Below are 17,477 nucleotides of genomic sequence, written 5' to 3'. Positions count from 1 at the left end.
CGCACCTGATTGCGCGGCCTGGAGTGCGAAGACACACCCGAAGTGAAACGTCGTGCCCCGTGGCGGGGCGCCGTGGAAATGCAAGAGGCCCGGGTCCTTTGCGGAACCCGGGCCTCTGAAAATTCAGAGAGAAGGCTGGATTCAGCCTGTCCCGGACCCCGCGACAACCATCACATTCAGACCAGACGACGTGGAAGAGTGAATTCGGAGCGACACGACGCCACGGCCCGAAGCGGGCGCGATACGTGGGGTGGTGCAGTTGAAATTCACGGAAGTTCCAGGTGGTGGGTGTGGGTTGGAAGGTGGTCTTGCAATTGGATGGAGCGATCGTAAATAGTCTTTACCGAGGCGTCAAGCCTTTGCGACAATCCGCGCAACAGATTTTTTTCGCAGTCCCCCGTGAGCAACACCACCCTCGAACGGCGCCGCAACGCGCTGAACCTGTTCCAGACCTTCGCCGAGACGGCGATGGCCTCGGGCGCCCCGCCGAAAGGCCTCGAGCAGGCCTTCGCGGCCAAGCTCGAGATCTCGCCCAGCATGTGGAGCCAGATCAAGTCGGCGCGCCCCATCGGCGACAAGCTCGCCCGCCAGATCGAGCAGCACTGCGGCAAGCCGGCCGGCTGGCTCGACGAGGAGCGCGAGCCGGCCGGCCTCAGCCCGTCCGAGCAGCAGTTCCTGGCGACGGCGCTGAAGGCCTGGCGGGCCACCAACGCCGACGGCCGCAAGAAGCTGCGCCAGCTCCTCAAGGAGTCGCTGGCCGCCTCGGGCGGCTGAGCCTACTGGTCGAGGCGGATCGCGTAGTCGAGCGCGTTGCCCCAGATGGGCTGGTAGTTGCAGTTCGTGGGCCGCAGGTTCCACGACAGGATCGAGCGGGCCCGGCGCACCTGCCCGTTCATGGGCTGCACCAGCGGCAGGTTGTCGGTGGCGTTGGCCACCACCGCGAACTGCCACGTCGGCGCGAGCGCCGAGTTCGACAGGTGCACGCTGTCGGCACCGACGGGCTGCAGCACCCCGGCCGCGTCCGCCACGCAGTGCAGCACATGCTCGCGGCTGCCCGGCAGCGGCGAGCCGCCGAACCCGAAGCGCTGCTTCACCTTGACGGGGCAGGCGAAGGTGCGCCGCTGCGGGTCGTACCCGCAACACGACATCTCCTCGTAGAACAGGCTGCCGAGGGCCGAGACCTTCGCGCCGCATTGCCGCGCCGCGGTGAAGATCGGATCGGCCGCGGGCAGCTGAGCGGCGTCGATGGTGCCGCAGCTCTTGAACTTGTCGTAGAGCTGCGCCTCGACCTTGAGCTTCTCGCCCTCGCTCAACGAGGCCGCGGCATCGACCGCCTTGGCGACCTCGGCCTTGACCCCTTCACCACACGCGGTGGTGGTCTGCGCAAACGTGGCGAACGGCGCCGCGACGGCGCAGGCGGCGACGAGACCCGACAGCAGATTCCTCAGTGACTTCATCGACATGATTTCCTCCTTGGGTGGAACCCGCGCGAACGATCCGCGCGGTCGAGGAACTTTCGTCACTGGCGCCCTGCCCTTCAACGTTCAAGGTAGGGGGCTGAAACACGTGAAACGACGGACTAGGGAAGTGGAATCCCCTTCATCCATCGGCATGAAAAAGAAGGGGGCGGCCCTTGCGGACCGCCCCCTCGCGCACAGGGTGTCAACCTGCACGCACCGCCGACAGCACCGACGCCGGCGCTTCGGCATAGCGCTCGAACTGCATCGTGTACTGCGCGCGTCCCGAGGACATCGCACGCAGGTGCCCGATGTAGCCGAACATCTCGCGCAGCGGCACGTGGGCATCGACCACCGCGGCATTGCCACGGCTGTCCTGCCCGCGCACGAGGCCGCGGCGGCGGCTCAGGTCACCGAGCACGTCGCCCACGAACTCGGCCGGCGTCGTCACTTCCACGGCCATCACCGGCTCCAGCAGCGAAGCACCCGCCTGCGCGGCCGCCTCGCGGAACGCCGCGCCGGCGGCCAGCTCGAAGGCCATCGCCGACGAGTCGCGTTCGTGGAAACGCCCGTCGAGCAGCGTCGCCTTGAAGTCGACGGTGGGATACCCCGCCACGACCCCGGACTGCGCCGCACGCCGGATGCCCGCCTCGATCGCCGGCACGAACTCACGCGGGATCGCGCCCCCGACACTCTCGTTCTCGAACACGACACCGTCACCGCGCGCCAGCGGCTCGAAGCGCAACACGACCTCGGCGAACTGCCCGGGGCCGCCCGACTGCTTCTTGTGGAGGTGCGTGACCTCCACCGCGTGCGACAGCGTCTCGCGGAACGCGACCTGCGGCCGACCCACGGTCACCTCGACGCGGTGCCGCGTGCGCAGCTTCTCGACCGACACCTCGAGCTGCAGCTCACCCATGCCCGACAGCAGCGTCTGGCCCGACTCCGCGTCCTGGCGGACGCGCAGGCTCGGGTCCTCGCGCACCATCGCGGCCAGCGCCTTGCCGAGGTGCTGCTGGTCGTCCTGCGTCTTCGGCTCGATCGCCACGTCGATCACCGCCTCGGGCACCGTGATGCTTTCCAGCACCAGCGGCACCGCGGGGTCGGTGAGCGTGTGGCCGGTGACCGTGTCCTTCAGGCCCACGATCGCCGCGATGCCGCCGGCCTCGACGACCTCCAGCTCCTCGACCTTGTTCGCATGCACCTCGTACAGCCGGGCGATGCGTTCGCGCTTGCCGGTGTTGCCGTTGAGCACCACGTCGCCCGGTTTCAAGCGGCCGCGGTACACCCGCACGTAGACCATCGTGCCGGTGGGCTCCGCCACCACCTTGAACGCGAGCGCGGCCAGCGGCCCGTCCGGATCGGCCTCGGGCTGCCCCGCCTGCGCCGCCACTTCACCCGGCGCGGGCAGGTACGCCACGGCCGCGTCCAGCAGCGGCTCGACGCCCTTGTTCCTGAACGCCGCGCCGGCCAGCACCGGGACGAACGCACCCGCGAGCGTGCCCTTGCGGAGGCACGCCTGCAGCTGCTCGACGGTCGGCTCGTTCCCGTCGAGGAACGCAGCCAGCACGTCGTCGTCCTGTTCGACCACCTGGTCGATCAGCTTCGCGCGCCAGGCCTGCACGACCGCGCGCAGGTCCTCGGGCACGGGCCCTTCGTGCAGGTGGCCGCCGACCTCGTCCGACGTCCAGGTGAGCGCCTTCAGCGAGAGCAGGTCCACCACGCCGCGGAATCCACCTTCCGCGCCGATGGGCCACTGCGTCACGGCCGTCTTCACGCCCAGGCGTTCGCCGATCATCGCGACCACGCGCGGGAAGTCCGCCCCGACGCGGTCGAGCTTGTTGACGAACGCGATGCGCGGCACGTGATAGCGGTCCGCGAGGCGCCAGTTGGTCTCGGTCTGCGGCTCCACGCCGGCCACGCCGTCGAACACGACGATCGCACCGTCGAGCACGCGCAGTGAACGGTTCACCTCGATGTTGAAGTCGATGTGCCCGGGCGTGTCGATCAGGTTGATCTGCGCGCCCTTCCAGAACACGGTGGTGGCCGCGCTGTTGATCGTGATGCCGCGGCGGCGTTCCTGCTCGTCGAAGTCCATCGTGGTGTCGCCATGGCTGACGTCACCGATGCGGTGGTTCTTGCCCGTGTGGAACAGGATGCGTTCGCTGGTCGTGGTCTTGCCGGCGTCCACGTGTGCGATGACGCCGATGTTGCGGATGGGATGGGTGTTCATGGTGATCTCTTTCGTGTGGGGCCGGCGCCCCCACGAAACAGATCGGGTCAGCGCCGGCAGTTCACTTGCCGGAAGGAAGGGCCAAAGCGCGAGTGCAAGCCTCCCGCGGTTTGGCGGGAGCGAATCGTCGCGATCAGCTTGTCGTAGGTGCGTTGGTTGAACATGGCGAATCTCCAGATGCCCCAGATGCAAAAAACCCCGGAGGGCAGTGCCAACCGGGGTTCATCGGAGAACGGTCCGGAAGGCATGCACGCCCTCCGACCGAAGTCGAAAGGCTAGTGTTTCAAGCAGCTCACGCGCTCACCCACGCGCGCCACCGAGTGACGGCAGGCGTTGGAGGTGAGTGCGGTGGTCTTGAACATGGAGCGCATTGTGAGCTTCGGGCGTTTGAATCGCAAGCAACAGTGTGTTGTGGTGGCGACAGCCAATCTTTCAAGCCCGCGGCGGCACGACCGGCAGCGAACTCGTGAGGCCCCCATCGACGGCAAGCGCCTGCCCGTTCACGTACGAGGCGCTGTCGGACAGCAGGAACATCGCGGCGCTCGCGATCTCGTGCGCCTGGCCGCTGCGACGCAGCGGATTGAGCTGGCCGATCTTGTGTTCGTTGCCGCGTTCGCGCGCCCGGTCGAAGATGGCCTGCGTCATGCCGGTCTCGATCAGGCCCGGGCACACCGCGTTGATGCGCACCCCGGACCCCGCGAGCTGGTTCGCGGTGGTCTGCACGAGGCTGATCACACCGGCCTTGCTCGCGCTGTACGGCAGCCCGCCCGCGCCCGAGCGGATGCCCGCCACCGACGCGGTGCACACGATCGCGCCACGGCCCGCCGGCACCATCACGCGCGCCGCGTGCTTCACCGCGAGGAACGCGCCGATCAGGTTGACGTTGAGCACCCGCAGCCAATCCTCGGCCGTGAGTTCGTCGAGGGCGCGAACGCCACCGCTGATGCCGGCGTTCGCGAAGATGCCGTCGAGTGCACCGTGGCGCGACACGGCCGCGGCGACGAAGGCCTCCACCTCGGCCTCGCTCGACACGTCGGCCACGCGGGCGTCGGCCGTGCCGCCGGACGCGCGCACCGCGCTGGCGGTGGCCTCGACCTCGTCTGCGCGGTCGACCAGCAGCAGCTTCGCGCCCTCCTGCGCGAACAGCAGCGCGCTCGCGCGGCCGATGCCGCTGGCGGCGCCCGTGATGACGATGGACTTTCCTTCGAGCTTCAGGGTCATGCTTGTCTCCTTGGTTGTGAATCAGGGTGAGGCCAGCGGCGCCAGCAGCGCGTCGAGGTCGGCCGGCGAGAACTTCATCGCCAGACCCTCGTCTTCGCCCAGCACGCCGTCGGCCAGTGCGGCCTTGCGGGCCTGCAGGTCGAGGATGCGTTCCTCGATGCTGCCGGCCGCGATCAGCTTGAACACGAACACCGGCTTGTCCTGGCCGATGCGGTGCGCGCGGTCGGTGGCCTGGCGTTCGACGGCCGGGTTCCACCAGGGGTCGATGTGCACGACGGCGTCGGCCGCCGTGAGGTTCAGGCCCACGCCGCCGGCCTTCAGGCTCAGCATCAGCAGCGGACATTCGCCGGCCTGGAACGCACGCACCACCGCGCCACGCCGCGCGGGCGGTGTGTCGCCCGTCAGGGCGAGCCACGGCAGGCCGAGCTCGTCGAGGTCGCCCTGCACCAGCGACAGCATCGCGGTGAACTGCGAGAAGACCAGCACGCGCCGGCCTTCGGCGACCAGCGACGACAGCAGGTCGCGCAGGCGCTCGCGCTTGGCGCTTTCGATGTCCTGCGCGATGCGGCGGCCTTGCAGCAGCCGCGGGTCGTTGCACACCTGGCGCAGCTTCAGCAGCGCGTCGAGGATCGAGATCAGCCCGCCGCCGAAGCCGCTGCGCACGAGCACACGCCGCACGAGTTCGTCGGACGCCACGCGCACGCTCTCGTACAGCGCGCGCTGCCGGCCCTGCAGTTCGACACGTTCGATCACCTCGGTCTTCGGCGGCAGCTCGGCCAGCACGTCGTCCTTGCGCCGGCGCAGGATGAAGGGCCGCACGCGGCGGCGCAGCAGTTCGGCGCGCAGCGTCTCGCCGTTCTCCTCGATGGGCTTGCGCCAGCGGCGCGTGAACGAGCGCTGGTCACCGAGAAAACCCGGCATCAGGAAATCGAACTGCGCCCACAGCTCGCCGAGGTGGTTCTCGAGCGGCGTGCCGGTGAGGCACAGGCGGTGGTTGGCTCGCAGGCGGCGCAGCGCGTGGGCGGCGCGGCCCGCGGGGTTCTTGACGGTCTGCGCCTCGTCGAGGATCAGCACGTGGAACGGCACGGCCTCGAGCGCGTCGATGTCGCGCCAGACCAGCGGGTACGTGGTGAGCACCACGTCGTGCGTCGCGATGTCGGCGAGGCGTTCGGCGCGGTCGGGCCCGTGCAGCGTCAGCACGCGCAGGTCCGGCGCCATGCGCTTCGCCTCGGCCTGCCAGTTGAAGACGAGCGACGTGGGCATCACCACCAGCGCGGGCGCGCCCGCGAGCCGGCCGGCCTGGCGTTCGATCAGCAGGTGGGCCAGCGCCTGGGCGGTCTTGCCGAGGCCCATGTCGTCGGCGAGGATGCCGGCGAGGTGCTGCTCACGCAGGTACTGCAGCCACGCGACGCCGCGGCGCTGGTAGTCGCGCAGCGTGACGGCGAGGCCAGGCGGGTCGGCCACCGCCGCGGGTTCGGTGGTGTGGGTCAGGCGGGCCGCGAGGTCGCGCAGGCCGACGTCGCCGGTCAGCGCCCAGCGGCCGTGTTCACCGGCACGTTCCACCTGCGTGTCGAGCAGGCTCGCGCGCAGCGCGTCGAGGCGGCGGGTGTCCCACGCGGACAGGCGCAGCGGGCCCGACGGCGCCTCGGGCCCGGTCAGCAGGTCCACCATCGTGCCGACGATGGCCTTCAGCGGCGCGGCCGGGGCGTCCACACGGCGGCCGCCCGGCGCGCGCAGCGTGATGACCGCCTCGTCGGGGATGGCCGCGATCTGGCGGGCGTCCAGCCAGCGGCGGTCGCGGCGCAGCAGGTCCCACAGCAACGGGGCGAGGTCCCAGGTCTCGCCCTCGATCTCCACGCCGAGGCTCAGCATGAACGACCCCTCCCGCTTCGGCTGGCGCAGCGACCCCACCGCCGCGGGCCGCGGCGACATCGGCCCCGCCACCTCCTTGCCGAGGACCTCGCCGCTCACCGGGTCCAGCACGAGCCGCCAGGCCTGCACCCGGGCGCTCTCGTGCGCGAAGCCGGGGCGCACGACGATGCGCCAGCCGCTCGCACGCAGGCCCGGCAGTGCATCGGCCCACAGGTCGGCGAAACGGACTTCCTGTTCGAGGGACCAGAGGGCCGCGCCCGGCGACACGTAGGCGCGGTCGCGCCACTGCAGCGTCGACGCGTCGAGCGGGTGCAGGCCGAGGCCCCACACCTGGTCCATCGCGTCGGCCTCGGCACGTGCGTCGCGGCGCAGCGTCACCGCACGGCCTTCGGTGTCCGTGGTGGACATGCGCGCGGGGGCGCGGCTGTTGAGCACGGACGTGGGCGCGGGCACCTCGACCACCGCGCCCGACGGCAGCGTGTAGACCCAGTCGACGAAGGCGACGGTGACCGCGGTGCCGCGCGGCCCGAACGGCCCCGAGGGGCGCATGCCCAGCAGGCCTTCGCCACGACCGAGCGTCTGCAGCGTGAGGCGGGGACGGAACCGCGGGCCGTCGGTGGGTGGCGGGTCCACCTGGCCGGCCACGCGCATCGCCTCCATCACGCGCGCCGATTCGTCCGGCGTGAGTTCCGGCAGCGCCCGCAAGGCCGCGGCATCGGCCCCGGCGCGCAGCGCCGTCACCCACGCGGCGATGGCGGCGTCACGGGACGAGGGAAGCGGAGCGGGCATGCGGCGGCGGGATCGGACGTGGCGGCAGATTGCACCACATCCCCGCGCCGCGCGATGTCACGGGAGCGGCAGCACGTCCTCGGCGTCGAGGGTCAGCACCGGCGGTTCGCCGTGCCGCCACTCGAGCGGGTTGTTGCCATGCTGGCCATCCTCACTCTTGAGGCGACGGTATTCCGCGGAGAGCGCGTCGAGCACGCGTTCGATCGCCGGCATGTCACGCACGTCCTGGGCCTGCAGGCGGAAGAGTTCCTCCCGCAAGGCGTGGTAGCGGTCGGAGACGGTGTTCAGCATGGCGGCCTCCGTCACCGGTTGGCGTCGAGCCGGCTCCAGGCGTCGCGGGTGGCGGGGCTCGCCCGCTCCCAGTCGAGGCGCGAGCCACCGCGCGCGGCGCCCCAGTCGTGGGACAACTCGGGCTCGACTTCGTCGTACGAGCGGCCTTCGGCGTGCGCGTAGCGCTCCACGCCGTAGCGGTACGCGGGGCCGTAGTCGTCGTAGGTCTCGGCGGCGTCGACGTAGTGGCGTGCGCGGTAGTTCGCGCGCCAGTAGTCGTCCTCCACCGTGGGGTCGATCGCCTCGGCGATGCCCTTGCCGGCGAGGCCGCCGAGCACCGCGCCCACGGCGGCGCCGACCACCGAGCCGACGGGGCCGGCCACGGTGCCGACGGCCGCACCGGCGGCCATGCCGCCCGCAGCGGCGCCCACGCCGGTGCCCACGGGGTGGGCGCCCGGCTCCCGGGTGATCGGGTCGAGGTTCGCATCGCGTTCGGGTGAGTGCTTGTCGTAGGCCATGGTGCTTCTCCTTCGAGGGATGTTCACTGAGCCTTCATTGCACCAACGAACGCACGCGGGGCCCATCGGATCGGCCCGCTGATGCGCGTAGGGATGGGACTACGACAGCGCGACGAGGGCGAGGCCGATCAGTGCCGGCACGGCCTGCACGAACAGGATCTTGCGCGATGCGGTGGCCGCGCCGTAGAGGCCCGCGACCAGCACGCACAGCAGGAAGAACACCTTGATCGCGTTGCCGGCCGGGCCGAGCCACACGCCCCACAGCAGGCCCGCGGCGAGGAAGCCGTTGTAGAGGCCCTGGTTGGCCGCGAGCACCTTCGTCAGCTCCGCCGTCTGCGGCGTCTGGCCGAAGGCGCGCAGGCCCGCGGGCTTCGTCCACAGGAACATCTCGAGGACGAGGATGTAGATGTGGAGCAGGCCGATGAGGGCCACGACGATGTGGGCGGCAGTGGACATGGGATCCCCGGTGTTGTGATCGCGCGAGCATGGCACAGAATCGCGCATGGCCAAAGACTTCGACACGATGGAAGACAGCAACCGATCGGCGAACCCGTCGATCCACGAGGTGTCCGACCCCGCGCGCCGCACGGTGCTGCGCGGCGGCGTGGGCCTCACGGTGGGCGCGCTGCTCGGGCCGGTGGCGGCGTGCCGGCAGGTGCCCGCCGCGCCGCCCTCCCCGCTGGGCTTCGAGTCCGTGCCGGTGTCCACGGCCGACACGGTGGTCGTGCCGCCCGGCTACACGGCCCAGGTGATCGCACCGTGGGGCGACCCGGTGGGCCTCGCCGGCGCGATGCCCGCCTTCCGCCCCGATGCCGGCAACACCGCCGACGAGCAGGCCGTGCAGATGGGCATGCACCACGACGGCATGCACTACTTCGCGCTCGACGGGTCCGACCGGGGCCTGCTCGTGATGAACCACGAGTACGTCGACGACGGCCTGCTGCACCCCGACGGCACGGCGAACTGGAGTGCGGAGAAGGTGCGCAAGGGGCAGGCGGCGCATGGGGTCTCGGTGATCGAGGTGGCCCGCGACGGCGATCGCTGGAACGTCGTGCGGCCGTCCCGCTACGCGCGGCGCATCAGCACGCTGACGCCCGTCGCGGTGTCGGGCCCGGCCGCTGGCCACCCGCTGATGCGCACGGCCGCGGACCCGTCGGGGCGCCGGGTGCTCGGCACGCTGAACAACTGCGCGAGCGGCATCACGCCGTGGGGCACCTACCTCACGGGCGAGGAGAACTTCATCCTCTACTTCAACGGCCCGGACCGGCCCGACGCCCACGCGGCCCGCTGGGGAGTGACCCGCCGCGGCGTGGGCATGCGCTGGGCCGAGCACGACGAACGGTTCGACGCGGTGCGGCATCCCAACGAACCGAACCGCTTCGGCTGGATCGTCGAGATCGACCCGATGGACCCCACGTCGACGCCGGTGAAGCGCACGGCCCTCGGCCGCGCGGCCCATGAAGGCGCCACGGTGGCGGTGACCCGCGACGGCCGCGCGGTGGTGTACTCCGGCGAGGACGCGCAGTTCGAGTACGTCTACAAGTTCGTCAGCCGCGACCGGATCGCGCCGGGCGGCGCGGCCGCGAACCGCACGCTGCTGGACCACGGCACGCTGTACGCCGCACGCTTCGATGCCGACGGCCGCGGCCGGTGGCTGCCCCTCGTCGCCGGTGAAGGCCCGCTCACGCCGCAGGCCGGGTTCGCCGACCAGGGCGAGGTGGTCGTGAAGACACGGCAGGCGAGCGACCTGCTCGGTGCGACGAAGATGGACCGGCCCGAATGGATCGCGGTGGATGCGTCCACGGGCGAGGTCTACTGCTCGCTCACGAACAACAGCAAGCGCGGGGCGCCCGGCCAGCCGGGGGTGGACGCGGCGAACCCGCGCGCGCGCAACGTGTGGGGCCAGGTGATCCGCTGGAAGGAGGACGGCGACTTCGATGGCACCACGTTCACGTGGTCGCACTTCGTGCTCGCGGGCGCCCCCGAACACGGCGGCACGGTGCGCGGCGACCTCTTCGCGAGTCCGGACGGCCTGTGGATCGACCCGCGCGGCGTGCTGTGGATCCAGACCGACAACTCGTCGTCCACCGGCACCTACGGCAACAACATGATGCTCGCGGCGGACCCGGCCACGGGCGAGGTGCGGCGCTTCCTCACGGGACCGAGGCAATGCGAGGTGACCGGGGTGACGTCGACGCCGGACCTGCGCACGCTGTTCGTGAACATCCAGCATCCCGGCGAGAGCCCGGTGGCGGCGCGCAACGAGCCGGCCTGGCCGTCGTTGCATTCCCGCTGGCCCGACGGCGGCCGGCCGAGGTCGGCCACCGTGGTGGTGAGGCGCCACGACGGCGGGGTCGTGGGCACGTGAAGATGGCGACGGCGCCGGTCACGAGACATTGCCGGTCTTCTTGGTGCGGATGAGCGGATACGCCGCACCGCCGTCTGGTTCGCACTGTACGCCCGCTGTGTGACAGCACGCATCGGGACGGTCCCCCGACCTGCGGGGATCTTTGTGAAAAATCACCCGGATCGGGGGCTTCGCGCGGGGGGCCTCCCGCGATCCGGGGGGATTTTTCGGGCGATCAGCGCACGAGGCAGGGCCGCTTCGGATCGAACTTCCAGTTCGGGATCAGGAACTGCATCGCCATCGCGTCGTCGCGTGCGCCGAGGCCGTGCTGCTGGTACAGCGCGTTGGCCTTCATCACCTCGCCCATGTCGAGCTCGATGCCGAGGCCGGGGCGCTTCGGCACCTCGACGAAACCGCCCTTGATCTGCAGCGGGTCCTTCGTCAGGCGCTGGCCGTCCTGCCAGATCCAGTGCGTGTCGATGGCGGTCACGCGGCCCGGCGCAGCGGCGCCCACGTGCGTGAACATCGCGAGCGAGATGTCGAAGTGGTTGTTCGAATGCGAACCCCACGTGAGGCCCCAGTCGCGGCACGTCTGCGCCACGCGCACCGAACCCGCCATGGTCCAGAAATGCGGGTCGGCGAGCGGGATGTCGACGGACTGCAGCGACAGCGCGTGCTGGAACTGGCGCCAGTCGGTGGCCACCATGTTCGTCGCGGTGGGCAGGCCCGTCGCGCGGCGGAACTCCGCCATCACCTCGCGGCCGGAGAAGCCTTCCTCCGCGCCACACGGGTCTTCCGCGTACGCGAGGATGCCGTGCATGTCGCGCATCAGGCGGATCGCATCCTTCAGCAGCCAGCCGCCGTTCGGGTCGAGCGTGACCCGCGCCTTGGGGAAGCGCTCGTGCAGCGCCGTGACGGCCTCGACCTCGGCCTCGCCGGACAGCACGCCGCCCTTGAGCTTGAAGTCGTTGAAGCCGTAGCGCGCGTACGCGGCCTCGGCCAGGCGCACGACGGACTCGGGTGTCATCGCGGTCTCGTGGCGCACACGCTTCCAGCCGTCGGCCTCGTCGGGTTCGTCGCCGGGGTTCAGGTAGTCGAGGCCGGTCTTCGTGCGGTCGCCCACGAAGAACAGGTAGCCGAGCATCTCGACGCGGTCGCGCTGCTGGCCCTCGCCGAGCAGTGCGGCGACCGGCAGGTCCATGTGCTGGCCCAGCAGGTCGAGCAGCGCGGACTCGATCGCGGTGACCGCGTGGATCGCGATGCGCAGGTCGAAGGTCTGCAGGCCGCGGCCGCCGCTGTCGCGGTCGGCGAAGGCCGCGCGGGCTTCCTGCAGCAGGCGCAGGTGGTCGCCGATGGGTTGGCCGATCAGCAGCGGGCGTGCGTCTTCGAGCGTCTGGCGGATCTTCTCGCCACCCGGCACCTCGCCGACGCCGGTGTGGCCGTCGCTGTCGGTGAGGATGACGATGTTGCGGGTGAAGAACGGCGCGTGTGCGCCGCTGAGGTTGAGCAGCATGCCGTCGCGGCCTGCGACGGGGATGACCTTGAGGTCGACGACCTTCGGGGTGGACATGGAATGACTCCCAGGGGAAAAAACGTGAGCCGGCTCAGTCGGCGGTGATCTTGCCGGTCTCGATGACCTTCTTCCAGCGCGCGAACTCGGCGGCCTGGAACTGCGCGAACTGCTCGGGCGTGTTGGCGACGATCTCGAAGCCGACGTCGGTCAGCTTCTTGTGCACGGCCGGGTCCTGCAGGGCCGCGACCAGCGACTTGTGCAGCTTCGCCTTCACGTCGGCCGGCAGGCCCTTCGGTGCGGCGATGGCCTGCCACGAGTACACGTCGGCGCCCTTCACGCCCGACTCGGCGAGGGTGGGCACCTGCGGCAGCAACGCGGAGCGCTTGTCGCCGGTGACGGCCAGCGCGCGCAGCTTGCCGGCCTGGATCTGCGAGATCACGGCGTTGATGTTCTGGAACGAGGCGTCGACCTGCGCGCCCAGCAGGTCGCTGATGGCGGGGGCGCCGCCCTTGTACGGCACGTGCAGGCCTTCGGTGTGCGTCTGCTGCCAGAAGAGTTCGGCGGTCAGGTGATCGGAGGAGCCGTTGCCAGAGGAGGCGAAGCTCATCTTGCCCGGGTCCTTCTTGAGCGCGGCGAGCACGTCGGCGACGCTCTTGTACGGCGACACCGCCGGCACGACCAGCACGTTCGGGGCCTGCACGGCGACCATCAGCAGGTCGAAGTCCTTGGACGCGTCGTACGGCACGTTCTTGATCAGGTGCGGCGCGATCACGAACGGACCGAGCGACGACACGAGCACGGTGTAGCCGTCGGCCGCCGAGCGCTTGACCTGGCCGGCGCCGATGGTGCCCGTGGCACCCGGCTTGTTGTCGACGATGACGGTCTGGTTCCAGTCGGTCTGCAGCTTCGCGCCGAGGGTGCGCGCCAGGCTGTCCGTGGAACCGCCCGGCGGGAACGGCACGAGCAGCGTCACGGGCTTGTCGGGCCAGGCGAAGGCGGGCGACGCGATCACGGCCGAAACGGCCAAGGCGGCGAAGGAACGGAACCAGGTCTTCATCGAACTCTCCAGTCGGCCCGGAGGGGCCGGGGGATTGAATTGTTAACGTTAACCGAAGCCGCGTCAACGACCGGAAAACCCGTAGTGGGATCTACGCAGTGGGTTGTCCTTCCGGGGGCTGGGGCCAGGCGAGGCCGGCTTCCGGGGACGAGGCTTCCCGCAGCACCGCCGCCCCGCCGCGGCGGATGCAGCCCTTGCCCGATTCCTTGCCGAGGTACATGGCCGCGTCGGCGAACTTCAGCAGCGTGACGGCGTCGGTGGCGTCGGCCGGGGCCAGCGCGTAGCCGATGGTGCCCCCCACGCGGAAGCTGTGGGGGTCGATGTCGAACGGGGTGGCGAAGGCCGCCAGCAGGCGCTCGCCGAACAGCAGGGCATCGTCCTCGCCGGAGAGCTGCTCGGACATCACGACGAACTCGTCGCCCCCGAGCCGGGCCACCGTGTCGCCGCGGCGCACGCTCGACAGGAGGCGCCCGGCCACGGCGATCAGCAGCTCGTCGCCCACGTCGTGCCCGTGGCGGTCGTTGACGGGCTTGAAGCCGTCGAGGTCGAGCATGTAGACGGCCACGTGGCGGTTGTCGCCCGACCGCGCGAGCGCGGCATTCAGCGCGGCATTCAGCGTGGCATTGAGGCCGCGGCGGTTGGGCAGGCCGGTGAGCGGGTCGGTGTGGGCGAGCGAGCGCATGGCATCGCGCTCGAGCGTGGCGTGGCGCGCCTGCGTGTGGATGTCCTTCATGCGCAGCCCCAGCACGCGCATGAACAGCAGCATGTCGACCGTGGCGCCGAACTGGAACGAGTGCAGCGTCCAGAAGTTCACCGGCGCACGGCCGTTGATCACCATGATCATCACCGCGGTGGCGAAGAAGTAGACCGCCCACGCGATCAGGAAACACACGCCGACCTGGTCGCCGCGGATCGCGCGCTTGACCGCCCCGGGAATGCCCATCAGCACCGGGATCAGCGCGAGGATGCTGACGATGCCGCTGACGATGCGCGTGTCGATCACACCGGCCACGTAGGCCGCCGCCGTGGCCGCCGCGAACACCGCACCGCCCTTCATCACGCGGCTGAACATGCGGCTGGTGTCGGGCCCGGCCAGCACCTGCTCGATGAAGAGGAACGACCCCACCGACGCGATGAGCGCGGACAGCGGCCCGATGTGCGTCTCGACCCACGGGCTGTCGGTCCACAGGTATTGCGCCCCGATGCCGAACTGCAGCAGCGAGAAGACGATGCTGCCCGAGATCATCAGCGCGTACTTCAGGAACAGGCTCTCGCGCAGCCCGATGCCCTGGCCGATGCTGTAGAGCAGCAAGCAGATGCCGAGGCCCGACAGCAGGCCCTGCAGCATCTGCTCGTTCAGCGCGCGCGAGTGGAACTGGGCCGGCGTGTTGAGCGACAGCGGGACGATCATGGCGCCCTTGGTCTCGATGCGCAGCACCAGCTCCTGCCGGCTGCCGGGGCGCAGGTCGAGCACCGCGGCGTGGCTGCGGGCGCCGAGGGGGCGGTCGGCGAACGGCCGCAGGTTGCCGAGTTCGATGCGCTGGACCAGCCGCCCCTCGGTCAGCAGGAACACGTCGACGTAGGAGATGGCGGTGTAGTCGATGTCGAGCACCCACGGGCACCGCCTCTGGCAGCGCACGTCGAGCGGCACACGCACCCACAGCGCGTCCTTGCGCACGCCGAAGGTGGGGAAGTCGGAGGCCGGGGCCTTGAAGCCCGCGGGGTCGGCCAGCACGTCGTCGAGGGTCTGCGACCGCGTGGCATCGAAGCGCAGCGTGGCGGCCGACCAGGCGTCGACCGTCTCGACGCTGCCGTCGAGCACGAGAGCCCGCCCGGCGACGGGCTGCGCACGGAGGCCGGAGGCGCAGAGCAGCCCGCCGATCAGGAAGGCAAGGCACCAGAGGAGGAGCGACCGGGCGCGGCGGGAGTGCATGGGATGGAGGAACTGCAGGGACCGCTCGGCGCCATGCCGGAGCGGCGCGCCATTATCGGGGGGACACCCCGCACGGCATCACCGGCGAACCACGGATTTCCACGTACCGATCGTGGTAAACCGGTCTTCCATCACGTTCAGCCAGCGCGGTGCCTTCGGGTCGTCGCTCCACGCGGCGACCACGTCCCGCACCCGCGACAGCAGGTGGTCGGGCAGCTGCAGCGGCCGCGTCTGGTCCATCAGCAGCTTCGTCACCACGTGGTAGCCGAGCACCCGCACGACGAACCGCGACAGCGAGAAGTCGGGCCACACGAGCCGTGCCGCGCGGTCGATCACGCCCACGATGCCCATGCCCAGCGCGAAGAGCGCACGCGACAGCCATGACACGTGGCCGTTCAGACCGAGGTCGGACGACGTCGCCGTGCCGCACAGGTGGCGGGTCATCAGCACGGGCACCGGCTTCGCGACGCGGAACGGGATCTCCGCCGACATCGCGTTCATCAGCGCCGACGCCAGCGCGGGCCGCGGGTCGGGCGACACGGGATCGGCGCGGCCGCGCGCCTGCATCTCGTCGAACAAGGCCTGGGCCTGCGGCGTGTCCTGCACCATCAGTTCCCGGTGGATGCCCAGCACGTGGCCCACGACGTTCCATGCGTGGAGGTAGGCGCCCTCCTCCTCCGGACCCAGGCCGAGGTGCAGCCGGTGCAGGCTGGACAGGAAGCAGTGGCTGAAGGTCAACAGCGTGTAGGCCAGTTCCTCCTGGTTGCATGGCAAGCCGTCGGCCTCGACGTTCCAGCCGTGGCCCAGCAGCGCCTCGTGCATCGACTTCGGTGGCCCGCCCAGCACCAGCGGCGGCACCACGCCCCGGACGTCCGACGGGTTCCCGTGCAGGATCAGGTGGCGGATCGTGGCGTGGATCAGCCGCACCTTCAGCGTCTGGGCGATGCCCCCGCCCTCCGGCGTCGTGAGCCCGCCCTTCATCATCACCGGGAAGATCATCGCGGCCGTGGACCGCACGCGGTAGTCCGTGTGCTGCGTGAGCTGGCCCGACACCTGCAGCACGGCCGCGAGGTCGGGCACCACGTAGCACTCGGGCAGACTGCGGCAGAACAGCAGCAGGCACGACAGCGGCCCCTGCGCGAAGAACATCTCCTCGGCGCGCGCGATCTTGTCCTTGTCCACCCACCCGGGCAGCTTGCATCCTGCCTGCACGAAGGCCTCCAGCGGCGCGGCGATGCCCGGCGTGACACCGTCACCCGCCGCCCGCCACCCCACGAGGTCGCCGTTGGTCTTCCACCCGCCGATCAGGCGGTTCATCACGCGGATGCGCTCGAGCCGTTCGGCGATGCCGACCTCGGCCCAGTCGCCCAGCACGGCGGCCACGGTGTCGTCGGCCAGGGGGTCGGCGACATGCTGCATGCGGTCGAGATCGGGGCGGCTCATCGCACGTCCTTTCCCGACGGCAGCCAGTGCTGCCAGCCCGCCAGCGCGCAGAGGATCGGCATGCCCATCGCGAAGAACGCGATGGTGCGCAGCTCCATCGGGTGGCTCACGCACATCTGGAACACCATGAAGCCCGCGTACATCAGCACTGGCACGAGCGCATGCCGTCGGTTCACCGGGCTCCAGGGCAGCGGCGGCGTGTGGCGGAGCGTCAGGCGGAACAGGAAGACGATGCAGAAGGACACGAACATCCAGCCGAAGAAGCCCTGCACCGTCTCGCCGAACCACCAGCCGTCCTTCTCGACCATGATCCAGGCCTTCAGCGTGTAGACGAAGTAGGGATCGGCTCCGAGGTCGAAGGCGGTGACCACCATCGCGGCCAGCAGCGACAGCACCACGGCGTCGAACCAGCGCGGCGAGCCGTCGACCGGCGCGCGCCAGACGATCAGGTTCGCGATCACGTAGCCCATGTAGGTGAGCGAGAACCACATCAGCGGGATCACCGCGGGCACCTCGCCGAGGCGGGGGCCCAGCACGTCGGTGTAGTCGTACTCGCCGAAGAACCAGCCGTGGGACGCCCCCATCTGCTCGGCAAACCAGCCCAGCACCACGGCGATGGCGACGAACTTCAGCGCCGCCTTCGCGCCCAGCAGGTGCACGGCGCTCGCGAGGCAGCACGCGAACATGAGCAGCGAACTGACGACGAGGGCGAGGGTGGTGTCGCCGTACCCTCGCACGACGAGCGCGACGAGGTGCGCGGCGAGGAACACGAAGCTGGCGGTGGTGACGGGGTTCATGGTCGGGCCGGCCGTGGAGGTGGCGCA

14 protein-coding genes are annotated in these 17,477 nt (G+C 70.3%); 2 read left to right on the top strand and 12 right to left on the bottom strand.

Translation table 11 applies throughout. The features are described from left to right. The first annotated feature begins 399 nt into the window (after positions 1 to 399). Positions 400 to 774, top strand: coding sequence for a hypothetical protein (locus A4W93_RS04480; protein ID WP_085749469.1), 375 nt, complete (start codon positions 400 to 402; stop codon positions 772 to 774). 2 nt (positions 775 to 776) lie between these two features. On the opposite strand, the gene A4W93_RS04475 is transcribed toward A4W93_RS04480, so the two are convergent. The 7 genes from A4W93_RS04475 to A4W93_RS04445 all read right to left on the bottom strand — a co-directional run bounded on the left by A4W93_RS04475 (position 777) and on the right by A4W93_RS04445 (position 8,816). Next, on the bottom strand, positions 777 to 1,463 hold the full coding sequence (locus A4W93_RS04475) for a hypothetical protein (RefSeq protein WP_085749468.1): 687 nt from the start codon (positions 1,461 to 1,463) through the stop codon (positions 777 to 779). 199 nt (positions 1,464 to 1,662) lie between these two features. Continuing rightward, positions 1,663 to 3,690, bottom strand: coding sequence for an elongation factor G (gene fusA, locus A4W93_RS04470; RefSeq protein ID WP_085749467.1), 2,028 nt, complete (start codon positions 3,688 to 3,690; stop codon positions 1,663 to 1,665). Between the two features lie 432 nt (positions 3,691 to 4,122). Continuing rightward, positions 4,123 to 4,911 (bottom strand): SDR family NAD(P)-dependent oxidoreductase, encoded by a 789-nt coding sequence (locus A4W93_RS04465; protein WP_085749466.1) that lies wholly within the window; start codon positions 4,909 to 4,911, stop codon positions 4,123 to 4,125. 21 nt (positions 4,912 to 4,932) lie between these two features. After that, positions 4,933 to 7,572 carry a DEAD/DEAH box helicase gene (locus A4W93_RS04460; protein WP_085749465.1) on the bottom strand — a complete coding sequence of 880 codons (2,640 nt, stop codon included), beginning with the start codon at positions 7,570 to 7,572 and terminating at the stop codon, positions 4,933 to 4,935. Between the two features lie 57 nt (positions 7,573 to 7,629). Further along, positions 7,630 to 7,863 (bottom strand): hypothetical protein, encoded by a 234-nt coding sequence (locus tag A4W93_RS04455; RefSeq protein WP_157131587.1) that lies wholly within the window; start codon positions 7,861 to 7,863, stop codon positions 7,630 to 7,632. 11 nt (positions 7,864 to 7,874) lie between these two features. Then, entirely contained in the window at positions 7,875 to 8,360 is a 486-nt protein-coding gene (locus tag A4W93_RS04450) for a hypothetical protein (RefSeq protein ID WP_085749463.1), read from the bottom strand. A gap of 99 nt (positions 8,361 to 8,459) precedes the next feature. Further along, the gene (locus A4W93_RS04445; RefSeq protein WP_085749462.1) at positions 8,460 to 8,816 is read right to left on the bottom strand and encodes a DUF1304 domain-containing protein; all 357 of its coding nucleotides are present in this window, start codon (positions 8,814 to 8,816) and stop codon (positions 8,460 to 8,462) included. A 46-nt stretch (positions 8,817 to 8,862) separates the two neighbouring features. Here A4W93_RS04445 and A4W93_RS04440 point away from each other — a divergent pair, with 46 nt between their 5' ends. Next, entirely contained in the window at positions 8,863 to 10,728 is a 1,866-nt protein-coding gene (locus tag A4W93_RS04440) for a PhoX family protein (protein ID WP_085749461.1), read from the top strand. Positions 10,729 to 10,942: 214 nt separating this feature from the next. On the opposite strand, the gene gudD is transcribed toward A4W93_RS04440, so the two are convergent. The 5 genes from gudD to A4W93_RS04415 all read right to left on the bottom strand — a co-directional run bounded on the left by gudD (position 10,943) and on the right by A4W93_RS04415 (position 17,450). Next, positions 10,943 to 12,277 carry a glucarate dehydratase gene (gene gudD / locus A4W93_RS04435; protein ID WP_085749460.1) on the bottom strand — a complete coding sequence of 445 codons (1,335 nt, stop codon included), beginning with the start codon at positions 12,275 to 12,277 and terminating at the stop codon, positions 10,943 to 10,945. Positions 12,278 to 12,311: 34 nt separating this feature from the next. Next, positions 12,312 to 13,277: a Bug family tripartite tricarboxylate transporter substrate binding protein gene (locus tag A4W93_RS04430; protein WP_085749459.1), complete on the bottom strand. Its 966-nt coding sequence runs from the start codon at positions 13,275 to 13,277 to the stop codon at positions 12,312 to 12,314. Positions 13,278 to 13,368: 91 nt separating this feature from the next. Next, on the bottom strand, positions 13,369 to 15,210 hold the full coding sequence (locus A4W93_RS04425) for a diguanylate cyclase (protein ID WP_085749458.1): 1,842 nt from the start codon (positions 15,208 to 15,210) through the stop codon (positions 13,369 to 13,371). 78 nt (positions 15,211 to 15,288) lie between these two features. Next, positions 15,289 to 16,653, bottom strand: coding sequence for an oxygenase MpaB family protein (locus A4W93_RS04420; protein ID WP_085749457.1), 1,365 nt, complete (start codon positions 16,651 to 16,653; stop codon positions 15,289 to 15,291). Next, positions 16,650 to 17,450, bottom strand: a complete 801-nt coding sequence (locus tag A4W93_RS04415) for a carotenoid biosynthesis protein (RefSeq protein ID WP_085749456.1) — start codon at positions 17,448 to 17,450, stop codon at positions 16,650 to 16,652. Before A4W93_RS04415 ends, A4W93_RS04420 begins: the two co-directional genes overlap by 4 nt. Positions 17,451 to 17,477: the final 27 nt, after the last annotated feature.

The organism is Piscinibacter gummiphilus (assembly GCF_002116905.1).
GTDB lineage: Bacteria > Pseudomonadota > Gammaproteobacteria > Burkholderiales > Burkholderiaceae_C > Rhizobacter > Rhizobacter gummiphilus.
The sequence above is the reverse complement of the archived record's forward strand: the minus strand, read 5'-3'. Positions and strand labels throughout refer to the sequence as shown.